Below are 23263 nucleotides of genomic sequence, written 5' to 3' on the forward strand. Positions count from 1 at the left end.
TCAAGCGCTTTATTTGATGATCGATACAGAAAAAGAAAGGGCTGCGCGCAGGCCATGAACGCACGCGGACGTCCCCGGAGTTTCGATCGGTCTGTTGCCCTGGAGCGGGCCATGGATGTGTTCTGGGCGCGCGGCTATGCCGGCACGTCGATCGCCGAGCTGACCGAGGCGATGGGCATTAATTCGCCGTCGCTCTACGCCGCCTTCGGCTCGAAGGAAGCGCTTTTCCGCGAGGCGGTGGCGCTCTATGTCGCGACCGATGACGCCTGCACCCTGCAGATGCTGGAGGGTGCACTGACGACGCGGGATTCGATCACCGCCATGCTGCATGCGAGCGCCAAATCCTGCGTTCGTCCCGACAAGCCCGCCGGCTGTTTCGTCATGCTCGGTGCCACCAATGGCGGCCCGGAGACGGACGCGGCCCAGCAGTTCCTCTGCGATCAGCGCAAGGACATGGCCAGCCGGATCCGCGGCCGGCTGGAGCGCGGGGTCGCCGACGGCGAGTTGCCGCCCGGCCTGCAGCTCGACCGCATCGCCGCCTATTTCGGTACCGTCATCAAGGGCATGTCGATCGAGGCCCGCGACGGCGCCACTGTCGAGACGCTGCTCTCGGTAGCGCAGAGCGCGATGCTCGGCTGGGATGCGTTGACCTCGACCCAGGGTTGACGGTTCCGGCCGCGCGGCGCTAGGCATGGCGACATGTCCAAGCCCCGCCTCGTCATCATCACCGGCGCCATGGCCGCCGGCAAATCCACCGTCGCCCAGGCCGTCGCCGAGGCGCTGCCAAAATCCGTGCATCTCAGAGGCGATGTCTTCCGCAAGATGATCGTCGGCGGCGCCGCCGTGATGGGTCCGGTGCTCGACGAAGAGGCGCTGGCGCAATTGAAACTGCGGCACGATCTCGCCTGCGACGTCGCCCGGCGCTATCACGCGGCCGGGTTTTCTGTCGTCTATCAGGACATCCTGATCGGCCGGTACCTGACCGATGTGGCGGCGCGCCTGGCCGATCTCGATCCCCAGATTGTGGTGCTCGCCCCCGACGCCGCGACGCTGGCGCGTCGCGATCGCGACCGCGGCAAGACTGGCTACAGCGCGTCCTTTCCGCCGGAGATCCTCGCCGACGCGTTGGTTCGCGAGACGCCGAGGACGGGGCTCTGGATCGACAGTTCGCAGATGAGCGTCACCGACGTCGTCGCCCGAATCCTCGCCGGGTGAGGCCACACCTCGTCGCGCCGATCACGCCTTCCTTCGGGCCCTTCGATCCGCTGCCCCTTGTTCTGTGCAAGGCGGCCGCTCATTTGAAGCATTCCTGATTTCTGCGAAATTGTGATATGAGGCCGGCAACAATGATGGATGGCCCTGATGCGCGCCTCTCGCGCCCGGCCTCTCACCGGAACCCGATATGACCGCACCGATCGCCGTGGCCAACGCCATTCCGTCCCCTGCCGCCCCGATTCAATCCGCCGCGCTGCCGCTTGCGGAGATGTCGTCGCTCGTCGGCCTTTCGCGGCCCGAGATCGGCGAGAAGCTCGCCGCGATCGGCATCGAGCCGAAGCAGATCCGCATGCGCACGGCGCAGATCTGGAACTGGATCTATGCGCGCGGCGTCACCGATTTCAGCGACATGCTGAACGTGTCGAAGGACCTGCGCGCCACGCTCGCCGCCAATTTCACGCTGAAGCGTCCCGAGATCGTCACCGAGCAGATCTCGCAGGACGGTACGCGCAAATGGCTGCTGCGCTTCCCGCCGCGTGGCGCCGGTCGACCGGTCGAGATCGAGACCGTCTATATTCCCGAGATCGGCCGCGGCACGCTCTGCGTCTCGTCGCAGGTCGGCTGCACGCTCACCTGTTCGTTCTGCCATACCGGCACGCAGAAGCTGGTGCGCAACCTGACGGCCGAAGAGATCGTCGGCCAGATTCTTGTCGCGCGCGATCGGCTGGGTGACTTCCCGGAGAAGACGACTCCGGTCGGCGCCGCCGTGCCGTCCGAAGGCCGCCTCGTCTCCAACATCGTGATGATGGGCATGGGCGAGCCGCTCTACAATTTCGACAACGTCAAGCAGGCCCTGCTGATCGCCTCGGACGGCGAGGGCCTGTCGCTCTCGAAGCGTCGCATCACGCTGTCGACCTCCGGCGTCGTGCCGATGATCGAGCGCACCGGCGCCGAGATCGGCTCGATGCTGGCGATCTCGCTGCATGCGGTGCGCGATGATCTGCGCGACATGCTGGTGCCGCTCAACAAGAAGTACCCGATCGCCGAGTTGATGGAGGCCTGCCGCAACTATCCGGGCCTCACCAATGCCCGCCGCATCACCTTCGAATATGTGATGCTGAAGGACGTCAACGACAGCCCGGCCGACGCCAGGGAACTGGTCCGCCTGCTGAAGGGCATCCCGGCCAAGATCAACCTGATCCCGTTCAATCCCTGGCCCGGCGTCAACTACCAGTGCTCGGACTGGGAGACGATCGAGACCTTCTCCGACATCGTCAACCGCGCTGGCTATGCCTCGCCGATCCGCACGCCGCGCGGCCGCGACATCCTCGCCGCCTGCGGCCAGCTGAAGAGCGAGACGGAGCGCATGCGCATCCGCGAGCGGCTGGCGCTCGAGGCGATGGTCACCAGCGACGACGACTGATGCTGGCCTTTCTCCGGATCATCCTGCTGATCCCGATCGGGCTGATCGCCGCGATGCTGAGCGCGGTGGCGATCTATCTCGGCTCGTTCGGCTTTTTCGATACGGATAGCTGGGTGGGGCCGGGCGGCGATATCAGCGCGATCCTCGGGCCGATCTTCATCGTGCTGTTCGACCTGAGCCGCTTCGCGCTGCTGCCGTTCCTGGCCGGCATCGTCGTGGCGGAGATGCTCGGCGTGCGGTCGATGATCGCCTGGACGCTGTTCGGCGGCGCGATTGGCCTTGCCCTGCACGTCTCCGCCTATGGCAGCGACTATTCGGCGGTGCCGCCGATCGCCGCCGGTCTCGTCGCCGGCTTCGCCTATTGGCTGATCGCCGGGCGGCTGGCCGGAACCGGCTTCGGCGGCGCGCCTACTTCCCCTGCGCCAGAATAAGCCGCACGGCGAAACCGCCCATCACGCTGGCGAACAGCCAGTCGACCGCCCGGGTCGTGCGCGGCGAGCGCTTCAGGAAAGTCGCCAACGATCCGGCGAACCAGATCATCGCGATACTGATCGGGGTTGCCACCACGACGAACATCAGGCCGAGGAACATCAGCTTGCCCGCGGCATGCGGATCGCTGCTGGATACGAACTGCGGCAGGAAGGTCACGAAGAAGACGATGATCTTCGGATTGAGCAGATTGACCAGCAGGCCCTTGAGATAGACCTTGCCGATCGGGTCGTTCGCGCCCTTGCCGCCGACCGAAAGCGCCGAGCCGTGGCGGATCGCCTGCACGGCCAGATAGACCAGATAGGCGGCGCCGACGACCTTCAGGATGGTGAAGGCGGTGGTCGAGGCGGCGAGCAGGGCCGACAGGCCGACGGCCACCAGGACGGTGTGGACCACCAGTCCCGTCGAGGCGCCGGCGAAGGCGGCGACGCCGGCCATGCGCGATTGGCCGATCGCCTTGCCGAGAAACAGCGTCATGTCGGGTCCCGGCGTCAGCGTCAGCGCGATGACGGCGACCAGGTAGGCAAGCAGGATCGAGAGCGAAGGCAGGAACGTCAGCATCGCGAAAGCCCCGTTGGGAGGCGCAGCTATAGCACGCCTGCCCGGGCCTCCGATATCTCCACCGCAGCAAATCGCGGCGCGAACGGCGGTCGGGCCGCTTCGAGCCGGCGGGATCGTCTTTGGACGCCGCCGCCGGCTGATTTCGAGCGGGAGCTCAGTCCCGGACCGTCACGAAGCAGATCGAGGTCGGCGTGCCGACTGCGATGTCTTGCCCGAGATGGGCCAGGCCGCCATCATCCGGATCGACGGCGAAGAGCGAGATGCAGTCGCTGTCCTGGTTGGCGACGGCGAGCGTGCGGCCGTCCGGCGCGAAGGCGAAATGGCGCGGTGTCTTGCCGCCGCTCGCCACCGTGGTGCGCAGCTGGGCGATGCCATCCGCGCCGATCTTGAAGATCGACAGGCTGTCATGGCCGCGATTGGCGACATAGAGGAAGCGCCCGCCCGGTCCGAGCCGGATTTCCGAGCAATGATTGGTGGCGCGCGCCGTCTCGGCGACCGTCGCCGTCACATCCAGCACGCTGAAGCGTCCCGTCTCCGCGTCGAAGGCGAGCGAGGCGACCGTCGAGGCCAGCTCGTTGACGACATAGGCGAAGGGCTTGGTCGGATGGAAGACGAAATGACGGGGGCCGGAGCCGGGCGGCAGTGCCGTTTCGCCGGCCTTCTCGATTTGACCGGTCTTCGCGTCGAAGCGATAGGTCACCAGCCGGTCGATGCCGAGGTCGCTGACCACGATATGGCGGTTGTCGGGCGTCGCCTGAACGCAATGCGCATGCGAACGGTCCTGGCGGGCCGGGTCATGGCCCTTGCCGGGATGGGCGGCGGACGCAGCGGCCGGCGCCAGGCCGCCATCGGCGCGGAGCGGGAAGACGACGACTGACTGGTTCGGCGCCTCGCTCTCCGGCAACATCATGTAGTTGGCGAGCAGCAGATGCCCGGCCGAGCGGTCGAGGCTGATATGCGCGGTGATGCCGCCCAGCGCCGACTGGCGGTTCACATAGGAAAGCGTCCCGCTCTCGGGGGCGATCCGATAGGCGCTGACCAGCCCCTCGTTCCACTCCATCACCTCGCTCGTCGCGTAGAGCATCCGGCCATCCGGCGATGCGGTCAGGAAGGTCGGGTTCTCGATGCCGCCCTGGGTGGCGACTAGCGTCGCGCAGGCGGTGTCCGGGTCGAAGCCGAAGACGGAGATGCCGCGGGCATTGGCAGAAGCGAAATAGGGCGTCGCACGATTGCAGCCGCCGACATAGATGAAATTCTGTTGCTGAGCCAAGACGACATTCCTCTTTGCCGGGGCAGGGTGATCGTGTTGCCTGCACGATAGCCAACTATTCCGACGGTCGTCACCGCACAATCGTGGCCATTCACGGTTGTGCCGTCCGCCGGGCGAAAAGCAGTGTCGCTGATGCGTTTTTGTCGCTTGTACCGACCGTCGGCTCTGGCACACTCATTGACGCTGCGGCACTTGGGCGATGGGGCAGGGACATGGTCGGAAAGTCGGCATTGAACTGGCGCGCTGCCTTCTGCGTCGCGCTGATCGGGACGACGGGGAGTGCCCTTGCCGATCCCGTTTCGCGCGACAAGGTGCTGGCGGCGCTTCCCCGCCTCGAGGCGATGGCCGAGAAGGCGGTGGCCGATCGGGCGGTCCCGGGGCTTTCCGTCGCGGTCGTCCATAATGACGAGGTCGTCTACCTGAAGGGCTTTGGCCATCGGGAAGCCGGCAAGGTCGAGACGGTCGATGCCGACACCGTCTTCCAGATCGCCTCGCTCTCCAAGCCGGTCAGCGCTACCGTCGTCGCCTCGCTCGTCAGCGCCGGCCTCGTCGGCTGGGATTCGCGCATTGCCGATCTCGATCCTGGCTTCCGCCTGCAGGATCCCTATCCGACGGCCGAGCTGACGATCCGCGACCTGCTCGCCCACCGCAGCGGATTGCCGGGCGTCGCCGGCAACGAGCTGGAGGATATCGGCTTCGATCGCGAGACGGTTCTCCATCGCCTGCGACTGGTGCGGCCATCGTCGAGCTTCCGCGCCGGCTATTCCTACAGCAATGCCGGCTTTACCGAGGGCGGCGTCGCCGCCGCGCGGCCGACTGGCAAAAACTGGGAGCAGGTGTCGGAGGCGCGCCTCTTTCGACCGCTCGGCATGAACGCCACCAGTGCGCGCTACGCCGATTTCCTGGCCAGGCCTAACCGCGCCACCCTGCATGTCGATCTCGGGTCCGGCTGGGCAGCGGCGCTGAAGCGCGAACCGGACATGCAGGCGCCGGCCGGCGGTGTCAGCTCGAGCGCGCGCGATCTGGCGCAGTGGATGCGGCTGGAACTTTCCAATGGCCTCTTCGATGGCGAGAGGCTGATCAGCGCGGATGCGCTCGCAGCGACGCATCAGCCCCTGATGGCCCGCGGCACCAATCCGGCGACCGGCGCTGCCTCGTTCTACGGGCTCGGCTGGAATGTCGAATTCGGCCGCCATGGCCTCAACTGGGGCCATGCGGGCGCCTTCAGCGTCGGCAGCCGCACGCTGGTTTCGCTCTATCCCGATGCGTCGCTCGGCATCCTGGTGCTGGCCAACGCCTTCCCAACCGGAGCTCCGGAAGGGCTCGCCGACAGCTTCTTCGACGTCGTTTTCGACGGCGCCGTCTCGCAGGACTGGATGGCGACATGGGACGGCATCTATGCCGGCCTGCTCGGACCGGCCGCCGCCCAAGCCAAGGCGACCTATGCGAAGCCGCCGACCCCGACTAGCCCACCCCTGGCGCTCGCTACCTATGCCGGCCGCTATCGCAACGCTTATGTCGGTGACGCGGTGGTCACCGAGGCGGGTGGGGCGTTGACCCTCGCCGTCGGCCCGGGCGGCGCGCGGACCTACCGGCTGCGCCATTTCGACCGCGACCTCTTCCTTGCCTTCCCCAGCCCCGAAACGCCGGACGCGCCGTCGGCGATCCGGTTTGCGATCGGCCCGACCGGCAGCGCCGAGGCGGTGACGATCGAGTTCCTCGACGATGTCGGACTCGGCCGGCTGCTACGCGTCGCACCCTAGCCGGCCGCGATGCGGCGCCTCGATCTCCCTGATTTGTCGGAGCGATTTTCCATGACAATTCGGCAGCCGGCGTAATTTCGCCATCAGCGCTCGCCTAACTTCGCCAGATGCCGGGCAGGGCGGGTAGCCGGTTGCAGGGAGCGGGAACGGGAATGTCTGCAAGATCGGGTCGAAACGGCGGGAACGCTGGGAATTCTCGTTCCAATACACAGCAATCCGTGGTTTAGATCGCCGGCCGTTCCTTCGGGCGCGGTGCCGATGAACGCTGGTCGACGACCAGGAGGATATTCTTGATTGCTCAGTTCGGGCAGCGTCTCAACCTCCCCACCCAATATGCGCTGACATGCCTGTTCGTGCTGCCGTGCTTCGCGCTCCGGCTGCAATGGCCCTGGCACAGCTTCTCGTTCTTCCTGTTCGCGCCGGCCGTGCTACTGGCCGCGGCCCTGTTCGGCCGCGGCCCCGCCATCCTCGCCACCGCGCTGTCGTCGGTCCTCGCCGTCTTCTTCTGGCTGGAGCCGATCTACACCTTCCGCATGTCGTCGCAGCAATTGCCGCCGATGGTGCTCTATGCGCTGGTCTGCGCGGGAATCGTCGGCTTCTGCGAATGGTCGCGCGCCGCGCTGAACCAGGACCGCCGGGCGGCGCTGGCCGAGCAGCGGGCGCAATCGGGCGCCAGGCTCGACGGCATTGATTTCTGGCGGGGCCTCGTCCTCTGCACGATCTTCGTCAACCATGTCCCCGGCAACATCCTGGAAGCGATCACGCACCGGAATTTCGGCGTTTCCGATTCGGCCGAGGCCTTCGTGTTCCTGTCGGGCGCGTCGCTGGCGCTCGCCTATGGCCACCGGTTCCACGCCGGCGAGCGGACCGGCGTGCTGCTGGCGCTGCTGCGCCGGGTCCTGAAGCTCTACGGCGTGCATGTCGCGCTCTCCTTCGCGGCGATCGCCATCTTCTCAGCCGGCGCGCTCGCCTGGCACAAGCCGGAATTGCTCAAGGGGCTGGGCCTCGATCTCTACGTCGCCGATGCCCCGACCTGCCTGATCGGCATCCTGTCGCTCGGCCACCAGCTCGGTTATTTCAACATCCTGCCGCTCTATCTGGTCCTGATCCTCGCCGTGCCGCTGCTGCTGTGGCTGGCGCAGATCGACGTGGCGGTCATGCTGGTCGTGTCGGCGCTGGTCTATGCGGTGGCCCGCAGCTTCGGCTGGAATCTGCCCAACTGGCCGGGGCAGGGCGGCTGGTTCCTCAATCCGCTCACCTGGCAGTTCGTCATGGCGATCGGCATCGCCGCTGGGCTGGCGTTGCGGCGGACGGGCAGCGTCCCGATCCAGCCGACGCTGGTCGCCGTGGCACTCACCGTCGTCATCCTCGGTTTCCTGATCTCGCCATCGGGGCCGGGCGCCGTGCGCAATTGGATCGGCGTGCACGGCCATCTCGACGTCAACAAGTCGTCCCTCGGCCTGACCCGGTTGACCCATTTCCTGGCACTCGCCTATCTGATCTATGCCAGCGGCCTGACGCGGCTTTGCCGCCGGCTGCCGGTGTTCGCGCCGCTTTCGACCATCGGCCGGCACGGCCTGCTGATCTTCGCGCTGCTGTCGCTGCTGTCGGCCGTTGGCCAGGTCCTGAGCAGCACGGTGCGCACGGGCAGGCTGTTCGATGTCGTCTTCCTCGGCGGCGGTCTGGTGCTGATCTGGGGCGCCGCCCATCTCGCCGACGCGGCGCGGCCGCTGCGCCCGCGCCGCCGGGTCGGCGGCATCGTCCCGGCCGGCGCCCGCTAACGGCGGCGTCGGGGGCAGGGATATGGCCAGCCCCGGGGAGTCGGCGCCGGACGACCGTCCGGTCGGATCGGAACTCTTGGGGGAAAGCGCGCCTTTCGCCATTGCTGCCCGCCGGTCCTTCGTTTATGTAGTCCGGCACGCGGCTCAGCCGCTTCCGGCATGCACCCGTAGCTCAGCTGGATAGAGCGCTGCCCTCCGAAGGCAGAGGTCACAAGTTCGAATCTTGTCGGGTGCACCATAAAATCAAAGACTAAGCACGTTCAGGGAGTTCCGTACGAGAATGGTACGGAACACACAGGGCGGCGCTGTAGCCCTTCAGGGACACCGGATTGGGTTTGACCCGTCCCGACACAATCGGGCGCAGCAGGCGGTGATTCTAGGTGCACTCATGCGCATCGTTGGCGCGCCGCCTAGAAACACAATTTGCGCTGCACTGTTTGCCGGCCCAGCGGCGAATCCTGCCGCTCCGCCTGTAAAAAGGTCTTGCTCTGTCCTTTGCGGAGTTGACGCCTCCCATTCCGCAGCCATGGCCGTGTTAGTTTTAATGTCATAGCGACCGCGGAATTCCAGACAGGCGAGCGTGCGCATCATGCCCTATCCCGCGTTGGAGGATCTGCCGCTCGCCGTTCGAGCCCACTTGCCGATCCATGCCCAGGAGATCTTTCTCGCGGCGTTTGACGATGCATGGACCGAATACGCCGCGAGAGGCGAGGAGGCACAGGAGGAAATCGCGCGTCGGGTTGCCTGGGCCGCCGTCAAGCACAAGTGCTGCAAGGAAAGCGATCAATGGATCGCGCTTACTGTCGGCCAGCGAACTAACTGAAGCCGCATGGGAGGAACATTAAGGCGTTCTGGACGGCTTCGTCCGAGGATCTGTTTCGGATGCTGCAGGCCTGCCCCGAGGGTCTCACCACGGCCGAAGCCGGCGAGCGATTGCGTCGGTTCGGTCCCAATCTCCCCGTCGTCAGCGCGCGCTCCAGCCTGTTGGCCAAGCTGGGACGGCGCCTCGCCGAGCCGCGGATCGCGATTCTGCCGATCGCTGCGGCGATTTCCGGTGCAACGGGCGACTGGCAGAGCTTCGTCATCATCGTCGCCAAAAAACGTCATAGTAATCGCAGGATCCGTTTAGCCTTGGTTGGAGCCAAGCAGGTTTCTGCTTGTTGTGCCGCCTCGGCGGCCTCGCTCGTTGAGGCCGCCGGCGGAGAACGCGCGATCTGCTGCGATCGCATCCCGCTCCATCTCCACAGGCACTGCGAGTCCCGTAAGTGCCATCACAATCTCTCGACAGGGCTTGTCGATCATGAGCGACAATTCCAGTTTAAATATGGGTGCAGTGGAGGGTCGCGGTTGGAGGGGAAGATGTCAGATTCGGATCTTCGTCGGACTATATTGTCGCAACTCGAATTTGACCCGAGTATTAATGCAGAGAATATTGGCGTTTCGGTCGATAAAGGGGTTGTGACGCTGACTGGGCATGTACTGACGTTTCTCGAGCGCGCCAAGGCCGAGGCAATCGTGTCCAGGATCCGAGGAACTTCTGACGATGAAATCGCGAAACGCGCTGTTGCTTCATTCAAGTGGAGCACCGCCGTTCCGATAGATAATATCCTCATCGTTGGGTGTTCGACAGGTGTCGATCGCCTTCAGGTCCTCTGATTGCCCATTTCGATCTGTGCGATTGACGATACGCCTATCGGGTTTGGCGTTAGGCTGAACGTTCAACGGAGCCAGATATAGCAGTATGCAGGGAAGCCCGATGTACGGCTCGCCTTTGCGTTTCATGGATCGTGCAGACGCGGGGCGCCAGTTGGCGACAAAGCTGGCGGCGATGTCGCTGCGCAATCCTGTGGTCTACGCCTTGCCGCGCGGGGGAGTCCCCGTCGCCCTGGAAATCGCGCGGGTCTTGCGGGCGCCGCTCGACCTGATCCTTGCCAAGAAGATATCAGCACCGATGGCGCCCGAACTGGCCTTGGGTGCCGTGGTAGAGGGGGAGCCCCCTCAGATCGTCATCAACGAGAGTATCAAACGCGCCACGCAGGTGGACGATGCCTATATCTCGCAGGCCCGCGAACGAGCGATCCTGGAACTCGTGCGGCGCCGCGCCCGCTATCTCGGTGACCATGCGCGGATAGACCCGACAGGGCACACCGCGATTGTGGTCGATGACGGAATCGCGACGGGAGCGACGGCGCGAGCCGCTCTGATCGCCCTCAAGAACCGGGGTGCGATCCAATCGATATTGGCCGTACCTGTGGCACCAAGGGAAACGCTGGCCGGGATGGCCGAGGATGCCGACACGATCGTGTGCCTGCATCCGGCGAGCTACTTCCAGGGTGTAGGCTTCTTCTATGACGATTTCCATCAGCTCTCCGACGAGGAAACGATCGGCTTGATGCGGCAGGCCTGGTCGGAGGGGTTGGAGGCGCCGTCGGGGCTGGGGGACCCAACCGAGCGACGGGAAGTGGTGATTCCGCCGGTGCATCTCACGGGAGATTTGTGCGTGCCCGCCAATCCACGCGGGATCGTGCTGTTTGCGCATGGGAGCGGCTCGAGCCGACGGAGCCCTCGCAACAGGGCTGTCGCCGAGACGCTGAACGGCACGGGTTTCGCGACCCTGCTTCTGGATCTGCTGACCCCGGCCGAAGCCAAGGACCGGCGGAACGTATTCAACATTCCCCTGCTTGCCGAGCGATTGATCGAAGCGACGCTCTGGATCAGTTCCGAACCCGATATCTCCGATCTTCCGCTTGGGCTCTTCGGGGCCAGCACAGGGGCAGGGGCGGCCCTGCTTGCGGCAGCCGAACTCGGCGACCGGATCAGCGCGATCGTATCCCGGGGCGGCCGGCCGGATCTGGCAGGTCCCCGAATGTCGGAGGTGAACGCGCCAACGCTTCTCGTCGTCGGTGGCGCCGATCAGCAGGTGCTGGATCTGAACCGCCAGGCCTTGGCCAGGCTGACATGCGAAAAGCTTCTTCGAATCGTCCCCAACGCCAGCCACCTATTCGAGGAGCCGGGCGCGCTGGAGGCGGTCACCAGCATGGCGAGTGCCTGGTTCCAGCACTATCTGCTGCCGCTGCCAGGCTCGCGACCGTTACCCATTCCGGAACCAATACCCAGGCGGCCCTTGGCCGAATTGCTTCGCGCCGCCGCCGAACCCTTGCCTCCCCTGGATGACCCGCTCTTCGCCGCCGCGTTCGATCGATTTGGCCGGGCGCGGATTGTCCTACTGGGGGAATCGTCGCACGGAACCTCGGAGTTCTACCGCGCCCGCGCGGCTATCACGCGTCGGCTGATCGAGCGTCACGACTTCAAACTTGTCGCTGTCGAGGCTGATTGGCCCGACGCCGCCGCCATCGACCGTTACGTTCGCCATCACCCGCATCGTTCGCCCGGCGCATCGACCTTCACCCGGTTTCCCAGCTGGATGTGGCGCAATCGGGATGTCGATGACTTCGTCGGCTTCCTGCGTCAGCACAATCGCGCGCTGCCGGCTGCGGACCGCGTGGCATTTTACGGCCTCGATCTCTACAGCATGACCGCGTCGATCGCTTCCGTGCTTGCCTATCTGGATCGAGTTGACCCCGAAGCCGCGAAGGTCGCCCGAGCCCGATATTCCTGCCTGTCCCCCTGGTCGCGCGAGCCCTCCGCCTATGGCCGAGCCTCCCTTTCGGAAGGCTATGCGCTCTGCGAAGCGCCCGTGACGCGGATCCTCATCGACTTGCTTCAGAAAGAGATCCGATATTCGCAGCAGGATGGACAGAGCTTCTTTGACGCCATGCAAAACGCGAAGCTCGTCGCCAATGCGGAGCGCTATTACCGGGCTATGTACTACGGCGCCCGCGAATCCTGGAATTTGCGCGATCGCTACATGTTCGAGACGCTTCAAAGCATCCTGACCCGCGCGGGGCCGCACAGCCGAGTCGTTGTCTGGGCCCACAATTCGCACATCGGCGACGCCCGCTATACGGACATGGGCGCCGAGCGAGGCGAGGTGAATATCGGTCAGCTCTGTCGCGAGCAGTACGGGCAGGACGCCGCGCTGATCGGCTTCGGCACCCATTCCGGCACGGTTTCCGCGGCGAGTGAATGGGATGCTCCCATGGAAGTGAAACGAGTCCTGCCCTCGCGGCCGGACAGTTTCGAGGCCCTCTGCCATGAAACAGGATACGAACGCTTCCTGATCGATCTGCAGCAGGGCGATCAGGAAGCGCTGAGGGAAGGACTGAGCCAACCGATTCTGGAGCGATATATTGGCGTGATCTACCGGCCGGACACGGAACGCTGGAGCCATTACAGCTATGCGCGCCCCGCCGATCAGTATGATGCCTTCGTTTGGCTGAGCGATACACACGCCGTGACGCCGTTGCCCGGCCAGGTAATGTCGGGAGAAGACGAAACCTACCCGTTCGGATTATGAGGCTTCAAGTTTCTGGCCGTCAGTACTGGTCTCGCATGAGACAAGCTTGCTTTGGGTGCGAGTCGTTCACTTCACACTTGCGCTTGCGAAGAGAAGCGGCCTGATACTTGAGCAAGGCAACCGAATGCGTTTGATGCCGGGATGATTGTTGCCGGACTGGTGGTGCTGCGCCGGCGCGGGACAGCCAGCAACGCGGAGGTTCACCTCACGGACGGAGCCGCCAAGTATATGCTGTGCCGCGCCTGCTCGCGGTGGGCCTTGGCGTCGGTGCCGTGTTCGGTGTTGGCGGCGGCCTCTTCATCGTTCCGGGCCTGATGGTCGCCACCGGCATGCTGCGGCATTGGCCATCGGGACCTCCCTGGTGGCTGTCCGCGCCTTGGGCATGGAGATGCTGGCCATCTTGATTCTTCGATCACGTCACCTTGATCACTTTTGACGAGCGGTGACTTTGGGCAACGCGGATCGGGGTGCTAGATTTTAGAGGAGGAGTTGGTTTGAGTTATGTTATTTGAATAAGAGATCCATACTGGTGAATTATAATTCCTGAGAGATGTTGATATTCACTGGCAAGAGTCGTTAGTTATGCTCGAGTCGAAGATTTTTTGAAAATTGCGTAAATTATGAATTTGTCATTTATTTAGGTTTAGGCGCCCGAATATCGACTTTTTGCCGATTTACGGGGCGCGCAGGATGGCTTTATGCGTCTGTCGCTCAGCCAGAGAAATGGAGATACCGTCAGTTCTAGACGAGTTCTTCCTCGATGACATCCAATGTGAACTGACGCCATTCAGCCGTGAAACTTCTCAGATATGAGAAATGCAAGATCCTATTGGCTGATCGTGGGTCTGATTGTGGTCCTTGGCGCGACCGCGCTTTATTCCTGGCAACGATCCCGTAGCGACGCCTTGCCCAAGAGCATTGCGAGCGCAAACGGCCGCATAGCGGCCGTCGAAATCGATATCTCGGCGAAGTCTCCCGGACGCGTTAAAGAGATCCTTGCTGACGAAGGTGATTTCGTGAGGGCCGGTGACGTGCTGGCGCGCATGGACACGGCCCAGTTGCAGGCGCAGCGTCGCCAAGCCGAGGCCCAGTTGCGACGGGCCCGAGTTGCCGTGGATACCGCCAACCTTCTGGTCACCCAGCGGCAAGCCGAGAGGAGGACCGCTGAAGCCGTCCTCGGCCAGAGGCAGGCAGAACGCGACGCGACGGAGCAGCGGTTCAAGCGTTCGGAAAAGCTCGCCGCCAGCAACACGATCTCGCAGCAGACCCTCGACGATGACAGGGCGGCCGAACGCGGCGCCGCCGCAGCTGTCGCCGCAGCCGAAGCCCAACTGGCAGCCAGTGACGCGGCGATCAATACCGCGCGGGCGCTGGTCGTCGACGCCCAGGCAGCGATGGATGCAGCCGGCGCCGCCACCGAGGCAATCGACACGGAAATCGACGATGCGACCCTCCGCGCACCGCGCGATGGACGGGTTCAATATCGCGTGATCGAACCCGGGGAGGTGCTGGGCAGCGGGGGCAGGGTGATCAACCTCGTCGATCTCGAAGACGTCTACATGACCTTCTTCCTGCCCACCGCCGAGGCGGGGCGCGTGGCGATCGGCAGCGAGGTCCGGCTGATCATGGATGCCGCGCCGCAATACGTCATACCGGCCAAGGCCACCTATGTTGCCGACGTGGCGCAGTTCACGCCCAAGACGGTCGAGACGGATGAAGAGCGCCAGAAGCTGATGTTCCGCGTCAAGGCCAGGATCGAGCCGGAGCTGCTGCGCAAATATGTCCGGCATGTGAAGACCGGGCTGCCCGGCACGGCTTATGTCAAGCTGGATCCAAAGGCCGAGTGGCCTGCCGCGCTGCAGGGAAACCTGCTCCGATGAAGCCTGGAGCGCCGCCCGAGCCGGTCGTCCGGCTGCAGGGCGTCGGCCAGACCTATCGGGCGGTCGCGGCGCTGCAGGAAATCACGCTGGATATCCCGTCCGGCTGCGTGGTCGGCCTGATCGGACCCGACGGCGTCGGAAAATCGAGCCTCTTGTCCCTGGTGGCGGGCTCGCGCGTGATCCAGCGCGGCAGCATCACCGTGCTCGGCGGCGACATGGCGGATGCGGCGCACCGCCAGCGCACCTGTCCCCGCATCGCCTACATGCCGCAGGGGCTGGGCAAGAACCTCTATCCGTCGCTCTCGGTCTTCGACAATGTCGACTTTTTCGGACGCCTCTTCGGCCTCGGCCGACAGGAACGGGAACGCCGCATCGGCGCGCTGCTGGATAGCACGGGGCTGGCGCCTTTCGCCGACCGCAGGGTGGCCGATCTTTCAGGCGGCATGAAGCAGAAGTTGGGGCTTTGCTGCGCCCTGATCCATGATCCCGACCTCCTCATTCTCGACGAGCCGACGACCGGCATCGACCCGCTGTCCCGGAAACAATTCTGGGGGTTGATCGAGCGGATCCGCGCCAACCGCGACGGCATGAGCGTGATCGTGGCCACCGCCTATATGGAGGAAGCCGCGCGCTTCGACTGGCTGGTGGCGCTGGACGCTGGGCGCGTGCTCGCGACCGGCACGCCCGGGGAATTGCTGGCCCGGACCGGCGCCGCGGACCTTGATGCCGCCTTCATCGCCCTGTTGCCCGCCGGGGCGTCACAAGGCCATGAGGCGGTGGTTCGGACGGCCCGCCTGCCGGTCGCCGACGGCGAGCCGGCGATTGAGGCAGACCATCTGACGAAGCGCTTCGGCGATTTCACCGCCGTGGACGATGTCAGCTTCCGCATCGCACGGGGCGAGATCTTCGGCTTCCTCGGCTCTAATGGCTGCGGCAAGACAACCACCATGAAGATGCTGACTGGCCTGCTTGCTGCGAGCGCCGGGCGGGTCCGGCTGTTCGGGCGCGAGGTCGATCCGCGCGACATCCAGATCCGCCACCGCGTTGGCTACATGTCGCAGGCCTTCTCGCTCTATTCCGAGCTCACGGTCCGCCAGAATCTGGAACTGCACGCCCGGCTGTTCGCCCTGCCGGAGACCGGCATACCGGCGCGGATCACGGAAGTGGCGCGGCAATTCGGCCTGATCGGGCAGATGGATGCGCTGCCGGGCGAGCTGTCGCTCGGTATCCGACAGCGATTGTCGCTGGCGGTCGCCATGATCCATTCGCCCGAGATCCTGATCCTCGATGAGCCGACATCGGGTGTCGATCCGGTCACGCGGGACAATTTCTGGCGCATCCTCATCGAGTTGTCCCGCCGTGACGGGGTCACTATTTTCGTGTCCACCCATTTCATGAACGAGGCCGAGCGCTGCGATCGCGTCTCCCTGATGCACGCGGGCAAGGTCCTGGTGAGCGATACGCCCGAGGCAATCATGGCAAGCCGCTCGGCGCCGACCCTCGAGGCTGCCTTCATCCGCTATCTGGAAGTTGCGGCGGGCGGCACGACCCGGAGCGTCACGCCCGCTCCGTTGCGCGTCGGCGATTCAAGGCGTGCCGAGGAGAGCGCCACCCGTCTCCTGTTCGATCCGCGCCGCATGCTGGCCTATACGAAGCGCGAGAGCGTGGAACTGCTGCGCGATCCGATCCGCGCGACCCTGGCGACGATTGGTAGCCTGCTCCTGATGTTCGTCATCGGCTACGGCATCAACATGGATGTCGAGAACCTGTCCTTCGCCGTTCTCGATCATGACGACACCGTCATCAGCCGAGACTATGCGCTCCAGCTGTCCGGCTCGCGCTACTTCACGGAGAGGCCGCCCCTGACCGGCTATGCGGACATGGACCGGCGGATGGAGCGCGGCGAGATCAGCCTGGCGCTCGAGATCCCGCCGGATTTTGCGCGCAACCTCTCGCACGGCCGTGAGGTCGCCGTAGGCGCCTGGATCGATGGCGCCATGCCGACGCGGGCGGAGACGATCCGCGGCTATGTCGAGGGAATGCACTCGACCTGGCTCGTCCAGAAGGCGCGCGAGACCTATGGCAAGGCGGCCGACCAGCGCGATTTCCAGCTGGAGATCCGCTACCGCTACAACCCGGATGTTCGCAGCCTTGACGCCATGGCGCCGGCCATCATTCCCATGCTGCTCCTGATGATCCCGGCCATGCTGGCGGTCTTGAGCGTCGTGCGCGAGAAAGAGCTTGGGTCGATCACGAATTTCTACGTCACCCCGGTGACGCGGATGGAATTCCTGCTGGGCAAACAGATTCCCTATGTCGCGCTGGGGATGCTCAACTTCCTGCTGCTGACGGCGTTCGCCGTCTACGGCTTCCAAGTGCCCTTTACCGGCGGCTTCGCGACCTTCGCGGCAGCCGCCTTCCTCTATGTCGTCATCGCGACATCGATGGGCTTCTTCCTGTCGACCTTCATGCGCAGCCAGATCGCCGCGATCTTCGCCACCGTGCTGCTGACGATGATTCCGGCGTCGCAATACTCGGGAATGATCGACCCCGTTTCCTCGTTGCAGGGGGCGGGCGCGTTCATCGGAAAGATCTACCCGGCGACCTATTTCATGATGATCTCGCGGGGTGTCTTTTCGAAAGCGCTGGGATTCCAGGATTTGTGGGGCGCGTTTATCCCGCTGCTGATCACGGTTCCCGTCGTCATCGGCCTCAGCGTCGCCTTCCTCCGAAAGCAGGCACGCTGATGCGACTGGCCAACATCTTCCAGCTGGGCGTCAAGGAACTGCGGGTCCTGCTGCGGAACGTCACGCTGCTCCTGCTGATCGCCTATTCCTTCTCGCTGCAGGTTTACACCGCCTCTCGAGCCTTGCCCGAGACACTCAACCGGGCGCCCATCGCCATCGTCGACGAGGACCGGTCGGCCATCTCCGACCGCATCGCGAGCGCTTTCTACCTGCCCTATTTCGTCGAGCCGAAGCTGATCTCCCAGTCCGAGATGGACAGCCGGATGGATGAAGGCCTGGATACGTTCGCGCTCGACATTCCTCCCAACTTCCAGCGCGACCTTCTCGCCGGCCGGTCTCCGACCATCCAGCTCAACATCGATGCGACGCGCATGACCCAGGCCTTCGCGGGGGGAGGCTATGTGCAGTCGATCGTCTCCGGCCAAGTGAGCGAGTTCCTGGCACACCACAGGGCGGAGACGCAACTCCCCGTCGGGCTCGACCTTCGCGCCCGCTTCAATCCGGAGCTGAACAAAAGCTGGTTCGGGGCGGTCAACGAACTGATCGAGGCAATCACGATGCTATCCGTCATCCTCACGGGCGCCGCGCTGATCCGGGAGCGCGAGCATGGCACGATCGAGCAGCTGCTGGTGATGCCGGTGACCGCCTTCGAGATCATGGTCGGCAAGCTGTGGTCGATGGGGCTGGTCGTGCTGGTGGCTGCCACCTTCTGCCTCATTGTCATCGTGCAGGGCCTTCTGGCGGTGCCGATCCACGGATCGCTGCTGCTGTTCCTCGCGGCCGCCGCCCTGGATATCTTTGCCATGACCTGCCTCGGCATGTTCCTGGCGACCGTCGCCGGCTCGATGCCGCAATTCGCCCTGCTCGTCATGATGGTGCTAATTCCGCTGCAGCTCCTGTCGGGCGGCGTCACCCCGCGGGAGAGCATGCCCGAGATCATCCGGATCATCATGTTCGCGGCGCCCACCACCCATTTCGTGATGCTCTCGCAAGCCGTCCTCTTCCGCGGCGCCGGCATAACGGTCGTCTGGCCGCAACTCGTGGCCTTGCTGGCGATCGGCGTCGCGCTCTTCACGCTCTCGTTGAACCGCTTTCGTGAAATGTCGGGCTAAGGGGCGCCCCAACACGTCGCGCCCACTGAAATGCGTTCAGGTCCGCGCCGTTTGGCGTGCATCGTCGATACCTCGTTGTCAGGCCGGCGTGTTGTACGAGAGCTGACCCCAATCGCCAAACGTCGCGGCTGTTGCGGCGAATTAATGAAATTTCCTTCTTTATGAAGGCTTATTGCATTAAACTTCGAAATCATCTCTATTGATCGGCAAGCTTGCTTCTTCCAACGAGTTTGGTTGCCGCTTGAACGATCTGGCAGACGCTGGCTGAGTGCGCGGGCGTGTCGTGCAACCAAAGCCCGAGGAAATAATGGTGAGACAATAAGAATCTGAGGAGGAGAATGGGAAATGCGCTCTCTAAAAGCACGGAATTGGGTATTCGCGGCGTCACTTGCCGCCCTTGGACTTTCCAGCAGCCTGGCGAATGCCGTCGAACTCAAGATATGGCATCACACCTATCCGCCGGCGGAAGAATTCATCAAGAAGAAGGCGGCTGAGTACACCAAGCTGCATCCGGACGTGACGTTCCAGTTCCAGTCCGATCCGCATGGCGACTATGAGGTCAAATTGCTGGCGGCCATCGCGGCCGGCGAAGCGCCGGACCTGATCAACGTCCTCGACTATCTCTATCCGAAGTTCGTCAGCAAGGGCATTCTGGCCGAGGCCGACCTGCCCGCCATGGGCGTCAAGTCCAATGAGGAACTCGAGGCGCTCTATTCGCCGGGCGCCCTCAAGGGCCTGATGATCGACAACAAGATCTATGGCCTTCCCGAAGAGCTGAACACCTTTGCCTTGTTCATGAACAAGGAACATTTCGCGGAAGCCGGCATCGATATCACCGACAAGGCCAACTGGCCGAAGACCTGGGACGATCTATTCGTTCTGGCCAAGAAGGTCCAGAAGAAGGACGAGGCCGGAAACTTCGAGCGCCTCGGGTTCAACTGGGTCTGGGGTCTCGACGGCTTCTGGTATGCGATGGAGTACTGGCCGATCCTGAACCAGTATGGTTGCAAGGTGCTCGATGACGCCGGCAAGGCGGCGATCAATTCGCCCGAATGCGTCGCCGCCTTCACCGACACCTGGCAGCGCGTCGTCACCGACGGCATCGGCGGGCCGGACTACGCCACCGTCAATCCCGTCAATGCCCTGCAGGACTTCTCGGACGGCCGCCAGTCGATGATGATGGCCGGCATCTGGTCGCCGCCGCTGTTCGGCGAGGACGTCAAGCAGAACTACGTCGTCGCGCCGATCCCGCAGAAGGACCCGGCCAATCCGAAGACGCTGCTCTACAACTATTCGATGACCGTCACGGCGGCCTCGAAGAACCAGCCGGAAGCCTGGAACTTCCTTCGCTTCCTGACCTCGGACGGCGACGGCTACTTGCGCAATACCGGCTATGTCACGGGCCTGAAGGACTGGGAGAAGTCCGACGCCGCCAAGGACACGATCGGCGCTGAGATCTTCGCCGACCAGCTCCAGTACGGCTCGTACTACTGGCGCTCGCTGACCTGGAACGAAGAAGGCAAGGCGATCAAGGACGCCATCGAGCAATTCGCCCAGGGCACTTCGGTGCAGGAAGCGCTCGACCAGGCCGCCAAGCAGATCGATTTCGTTCGCAGTCAGCAGTAATTTCTATCGAGGCAGGCGCTCATCCGGCAGGATAGCCGGATGGGCGCTCTATCTGTCGAGAAGGTACAGGCGCGTGGTAAAGTCGCGAAAGAACTGGGCGCTGATTTTCATCGCCCCCTCTCTGTTGTATTTAGCTCTTTTCCAGCTTTATCCCGTTCTATACGCCGTCTATATCAGCTTTCATAAATATGATCTGATGTCGCCGCCGCAGTTCGTCGGGATCTCCAACTACATCCGGTTGGCGTCGGACGAGCAGTTCCTGCGCTCCCTGTGGGTGACGGCGTTCTATGTCTTCTGGACGATCGTTCCGGTGATCGGGCTGTCGTTCATTCTGGGCGGCTTGCTGAGCACGCTCAACCGCAGCCGCGGCGTCTGGCGGGTCCTGCTCTATCTGCCCTCCATCCTGCCATTCGTCTCGGTCGCGCTGGTCTGGAAGATCATGTTCAATCAGCGCGGTCCGATCAACGACGCGCTCAACACGGTCGGCGTCGCGTCGATACCCTGGCTCACCAACAGCGCCTATGCGCCGTGGGCCCTGATCTTCATGAGTTGGTGGCATGCGACCAGCTACTACACCATCATCTTCCTTGCCGGCTTCCTGACCTTGCCGCGCGACTGCTTCGAGGCGGCGCGGCTCGACGGGGCGGGGCTCCTGCAGACGATCCGCCACATCACCATTCCGCTGATGAAGCCGACCATCGTCCTGGTCGTCGTGCTGGCGACCGTGAACGGCCTGAAGGCGTTCGTCTTCCAGCAGGTGCTGACCGATGGCGGCCCCGCCAACGCCACCCAGATCCTGACGATCCTGATCTACAAGACCGCGTTCAGCTATCTCGACATGGGGCGCGCGAGCACTTACTCGATCGTGCTGTTCGGCGGCATCATGGCGCTCGGGCTGATCCAGATCTGGCTGATTTCGGGGCGCCGCGATGCGTAACGCCCGCACCGAACGCATCGCCGTCTTCGCCTTTCTGGCGATCTTCACGGCCATCGCCCTGTTTCCGATCGTCTGGATGCTCGGCGCTTCCTTCAAGACGGACAAGGAACTCCTCGACGGGTCGCTGTGGAGTTTCGGCAGCGCTGGCATCAGCAACTATGTGAAGGCCTTCAGCGCGCGGCCGTTCCTGCGCTACCTGTTGAACTCGTTGCTGGCGGCCGGCGTCTCCGTCGTCATCACCGTCGTCCTCGGCGTGCTAGCCGGTTATGGCTTCGCCAAGCTCCGGAACCAGTACACCGAGATCATCTGGATCGTCGTCCTCGCCTCGATCATGATTCCGATCGAGTCGATCGTCATCCCGCTGTTCCTGCAGGTCCACGCCTTCGGATGGCACGACACCTATGCCGGCATCATCCTGCCGACCGCGCTCAACGCCGCCGGCATCTTCATCCTGCGACAGGCGATCCAGTCGATCCCGAACGAATTGCTCGAGGCGGGCCGGATCGACGGCGCCAGCGAGTTCAGGATCCTGAGGCTGATCGTCGTTCCGCTGCTGGCGCCCAGCATCGTCGTCGTCTCGGTGCTGACGTTCAGCCTGAGCTGGAACAGCTATCTGTGGCCGCTGATCATCACCAGCACGGATTCACTGCGGACCCTGCCGCTCGGAATGGCGGCGTTCCAGATGACGCTCAACACGAAATACAGTGAGATCATGGCCGTATCGACCTTCGGAACCATCCCGATGGCGATCCTGTTCGTCTCGCTGCAACGCTACTTCATCGACAGCGCGATCGGGTCGGGCATCAAGGGATGACCCTTCCGGGCGCGTGGGCGGAGGTTGCGAAAAAAGAGATGGCGGGGCGCAGTCGATGCAAGCGGCCGCCAGATTATCTGCTAGGAGCACGGGCTGGCGCGACAAGGCGCGGAAATCCTTGTCGCGCTTGAAATGGGTCAGTTGAGGAACGGATATGGCACGCCCGAAACCGGACGAAGAGACGCTGATCAACGTCGCCCGGCTGCGGTATGAAAACGGCATCCCCCAGAACGAGATCGCGCGCAATCTCCAGATCTCCGAGGCGACCGTCAGCCGGTATCTCAAGCTGGCGATGGAACTGGGCATCGTCGAGATCCGGGTCGCGACGCGGGCCTTCCGGAACAAGCTTCTCGAAACCCAGCTGATGCAGCGCTTCAACCTGGTGTCCGCGATCGTCGTGGATCGGCGGTCCACCGACGTCAACACGGTGCAGTTGCTCGGCAACGCCGTGTTCCGCGGCATCGAGGATCTCGTGCTGAGCGACACGGTGATCGGCGTTTCCAATGGCGAGACAGTTGCCAGCGTCGCCGCCGCCGGCCGGCTGATCCGTGCCGACAATCTCTCCGTCGTGACGCTGATCGGCGGTGTCGGCCGAGCCGAGGAGGCGAGCCAGACCGGCGAAATCTGCCGCACGCTGGCGCGCCGGATCGGCGCCCGCGCCTGGGTCTTGCCGGTGCCGGCCGTCGTCGACACCGCCGAGGCGGCCGCCACGCTGCGTTCGACCTCAGGCGTCAGCGACATCTTCGAACTGATCGGCCGCGTCTCGATCGCCATCGTCGGCATCGGTGCGATGACGGAAGGGTCCTCGACCTTTCGCCACGGTCTGTTTCCGTCGCACTATCTGCAGACGATCCTCGCCGCCGGAGCCGTCGGCTCGATGTGCGGGCGGTTCTACAACGCCGACGGCCAGGTGCTGCATTCGGATATCGAGGCGCGCACCCTGTCGCTGTCGCTGGATGCCCTTTCCAATGTCACGCACTGCATCGCCGTCGCGCTCGGGCCGGAAAAGGTTCCGGCCATTCGCGCCGCGATGCGCGGCCGCCTGATCAACGCGCTCGGCACCGACGCCGAGACGGCGGCGCTGCTCTGCGAGGGCTAGAGCGTTTTCGAGCGAAGTGAGAACCGGTTCGCGTGAAGAAAACGCGACCAAACAAGGGGCTAGAGCCGCTCGTCGTTTTCCTTGAAACGATGAACGGCTCTAGCGGGCCCGGAGGCCGGCCGCCGTGCC

The 23263-nt window shown here is 64.0% G+C and carries 18 protein-coding genes and 1 tRNA gene; 17 read left to right on the forward strand and 2 right to left on the reverse strand.

Annotated features, from left to right (window positions below; all coding sequences use genetic code 11):
- Positions 1-111: 111 nt before the first annotated feature.
- The 4 genes from G342_RS0104465 to G342_RS0104480 all read left to right on the forward strand — a co-directional run bounded on the left by G342_RS0104465 (position 112) and on the right by G342_RS0104480 (position 3069).
- Complete coding sequence (locus tag G342_RS0104465; protein WP_018181905.1) at positions 112-666, forward strand: TetR/AcrR family transcriptional regulator; 555 nt, start codon at positions 112-114, stop codon at positions 664-666.
- A 33-nt stretch (positions 667-699) separates the two neighbouring features.
- Positions 700-1215 (forward strand): P-loop nucleotide/nucleoside kinase family protein, encoded by a 516-nt coding sequence (locus G342_RS0104470; RefSeq protein ID WP_018181906.1) that lies wholly within the window; start codon positions 700-702, stop codon positions 1213-1215.
- Between the two features lie 217 nt (positions 1216-1432).
- Complete coding sequence (gene rlmN, locus G342_RS0104475; RefSeq protein ID WP_483790098.1) at positions 1433-2638, forward strand: dual-specificity RNA methyltransferase RlmN; 1206 nt, start codon at positions 1433-1435, stop codon at positions 2636-2638.
- Positions 2638-3069, forward strand: a complete 432-nt coding sequence (locus G342_RS0104480) for a hypothetical protein (protein WP_018181908.1) — start codon at positions 2638-2640, stop codon at positions 3067-3069. Before rlmN ends, G342_RS0104480 begins: the two co-directional genes overlap by 1 nt.
- On the opposite strand, the gene G342_RS0104485 is transcribed toward G342_RS0104480, so the two are convergent.
- Together G342_RS0104485 and G342_RS0104490 are read right to left on the reverse strand one after the other, a co-directional pair.
- A complete protein-coding gene (locus tag G342_RS0104485; protein WP_018181909.1) occupies positions 3047-3688 on the reverse strand; it encodes a LysE family transporter in 642 nt (213 codons plus the stop codon). The two genes, G342_RS0104480 and G342_RS0104485, sit on opposite strands and share 23 nt — an antisense overlap.
- A gap of 154 nt (positions 3689-3842) precedes the next feature.
- On the reverse strand, positions 3843-4958 hold the full coding sequence (locus tag G342_RS0104490) for a lactonase family protein (RefSeq protein WP_018181910.1): 1116 nt from the start codon (positions 4956-4958) through the stop codon (positions 3843-3845).
- A gap of 212 nt (positions 4959-5170) precedes the next feature.
- Between G342_RS0104490 and G342_RS0104495 the strand changes: the two genes are divergently transcribed.
- The 13 genes from G342_RS0104495 to G342_RS0104560 all read left to right on the forward strand — a co-directional run bounded on the left by G342_RS0104495 (position 5171) and on the right by G342_RS0104560 (position 23134).
- Positions 5171-6721 carry a serine hydrolase gene (locus G342_RS0104495; RefSeq protein WP_051094116.1) on the forward strand — a complete coding sequence of 517 codons (1551 nt, stop codon included), beginning with the start codon at positions 5171-5173 and terminating at the stop codon, positions 6719-6721.
- Between the two features lie 290 nt (positions 6722-7011).
- Positions 7012-8502: an OpgC family protein gene (locus G342_RS23255; RefSeq protein ID WP_018181912.1), complete on the forward strand. Its 1491-nt coding sequence runs from the start codon at positions 7012-7014 to the stop codon at positions 8500-8502.
- Positions 8503-8663: 161 nt separating this feature from the next.
- A tRNA-Arg gene (locus tag G342_RS0104505) sits at positions 8664-8740 on the forward strand.
- A gap of 351 nt (positions 8741-9091) precedes the next feature.
- Positions 9092-9325, forward strand: coding sequence for a ChaB family protein (locus G342_RS0104510; RefSeq protein ID WP_018181913.1), 234 nt, complete (start codon positions 9092-9094; stop codon positions 9323-9325).
- Positions 9326-9342: 17 nt separating this feature from the next.
- Positions 9343-10158 (forward strand): BON domain-containing protein, encoded by an 816-nt coding sequence (locus G342_RS25135; protein ID WP_281170438.1) that lies wholly within the window; start codon positions 9343-9345, stop codon positions 10156-10158.
- A gap of 100 nt (positions 10159-10258) precedes the next feature.
- Positions 10259-12919, forward strand: coding sequence for an erythromycin esterase family protein (locus tag G342_RS0104520; protein ID WP_018181915.1), 2661 nt, complete (start codon positions 10259-10261; stop codon positions 12917-12919).
- Between the two features lie 809 nt (positions 12920-13728).
- Entirely contained in the window at positions 13729-14799 is a 1071-nt protein-coding gene (locus tag G342_RS0104530) for an HlyD family secretion protein (protein WP_026304122.1), read from the forward strand.
- Positions 14796-17546: a ribosome-associated ATPase/putative transporter RbbA gene (rbbA, locus tag G342_RS0104535; protein ID WP_018181918.1), complete on the forward strand. Its 2751-nt coding sequence runs from the start codon at positions 14796-14798 to the stop codon at positions 17544-17546. The genes G342_RS0104530 and rbbA overlap by 4 nt, the downstream gene beginning before the upstream one ends.
- Positions 17546-18658, forward strand: a complete 1113-nt coding sequence (locus G342_RS0104540) for an ABC transporter permease (protein WP_018181919.1) — start codon at positions 17546-17548, stop codon at positions 18656-18658. The genes rbbA and G342_RS0104540 overlap by 1 nt, the downstream gene beginning before the upstream one ends.
- Positions 18659-19003: 345 nt before the next feature.
- The gene (locus tag G342_RS0104545; RefSeq protein WP_018181920.1) at positions 19004-20284 is read left to right on the forward strand and encodes an ABC transporter substrate-binding protein; all 1281 of its coding nucleotides are present in this window, start codon (positions 19004-19006) and stop codon (positions 20282-20284) included.
- 196 nt (positions 20285-20480) lie between these two features.
- Complete coding sequence (locus tag G342_RS0104550; RefSeq protein ID WP_018181921.1) at positions 20481-21221, forward strand: carbohydrate ABC transporter permease; 741 nt, start codon at positions 20481-20483, stop codon at positions 21219-21221.
- A complete protein-coding gene (locus tag G342_RS0104555; protein ID WP_018181922.1) occupies positions 21214-22035 on the forward strand; it encodes a carbohydrate ABC transporter permease in 822 nt (273 codons plus the stop codon). The genes G342_RS0104550 and G342_RS0104555 overlap by 8 nt, the downstream gene beginning before the upstream one ends.
- Positions 22036-22189: 154 nt before the next feature.
- Positions 22190-23134, forward strand: a complete 945-nt coding sequence (locus G342_RS0104560) for a sugar-binding transcriptional regulator (protein ID WP_018181923.1) — start codon at positions 22190-22192, stop codon at positions 23132-23134.
- The last annotated feature ends 129 nt before the right edge of the window (positions 23135-23263 follow it).

Origin of the sequence: Kaistia granuli DSM 23481 (assembly GCF_000380505.1) — a bacterium.
Lineage (GTDB): Bacteria > Pseudomonadota > Alphaproteobacteria > Rhizobiales > Kaistiaceae > Kaistia > Kaistia granuli.

Bases quoted from the DNA above. Each gene is read 5' to 3' on its own strand.
- G342_RS0104495 (WP_051094116.1), top strand. From the start codon at position 5,171: ATGGTCGGAAAGTCGGCATTGAACTGGCGCGCTGCCTTCTGCGTCGCG.
- G342_RS0104530 (WP_026304122.1), top strand. From the start codon at position 13,729: ATGAGAAATGCAAGATCCTATTGGCTGATCGTGGGTCTGATTGTGGTC.
- G342_RS0104485 (WP_018181909.1), bottom strand. From the start codon at position 3,688: ATGCTGACGTTCCTGCCTTCGCTCTCGATCCTGCTTGCCTACCTGGTC.
- G342_RS0104560 (WP_018181923.1), top strand. From the start codon at position 22,190: ATGGCACGCCCGAAACCGGACGAAGAGACGCTGATCAACGTCGCCCGG.
- G342_RS0104520 (WP_018181915.1), top strand. From the start codon at position 10,259: ATGTACGGCTCGCCTTTGCGTTTCATGGATCGTGCAGACGCGGGGCGC.
- G342_RS0104550 (WP_018181921.1), top strand. From the start codon at position 20,481: ATGTCGCCGCCGCAGTTCGTCGGGATCTCCAACTACATCCGGTTGGCG.
- G342_RS0104470 (WP_018181906.1), top strand. From the start codon at position 700: ATGTCCAAGCCCCGCCTCGTCATCATCACCGGCGCCATGGCCGCCGGC.
- G342_RS0104555 (WP_018181922.1), top strand. From the start codon at position 21,214: ATGCGTAACGCCCGCACCGAACGCATCGCCGTCTTCGCCTTTCTGGCG.
- G342_RS0104465 (WP_018181905.1), top strand. From the start codon at position 112: ATGGATGTGTTCTGGGCGCGCGGCTATGCCGGCACGTCGATCGCCGAG.
- G342_RS0104480 (WP_018181908.1), top strand. From the start codon at position 2,638: ATGCTGGCCTTTCTCCGGATCATCCTGCTGATCCCGATCGGGCTGATC.
- G342_RS0104540 (WP_018181919.1), top strand. From the start codon at position 17,546: ATGCGACTGGCCAACATCTTCCAGCTGGGCGTCAAGGAACTGCGGGTC.
- rbbA (WP_018181918.1), top strand. From the start codon at position 14,796: ATGAAGCCTGGAGCGCCGCCCGAGCCGGTCGTCCGGCTGCAGGGCGTC.
- G342_RS0104545 (WP_018181920.1), top strand. From the start codon at position 19,004: ATGCGCTCTCTAAAAGCACGGAATTGGGTATTCGCGGCGTCACTTGCC.
- G342_RS0104510 (WP_018181913.1), top strand. From the start codon at position 9,092: ATGCCCTATCCCGCGTTGGAGGATCTGCCGCTCGCCGTTCGAGCCCAC.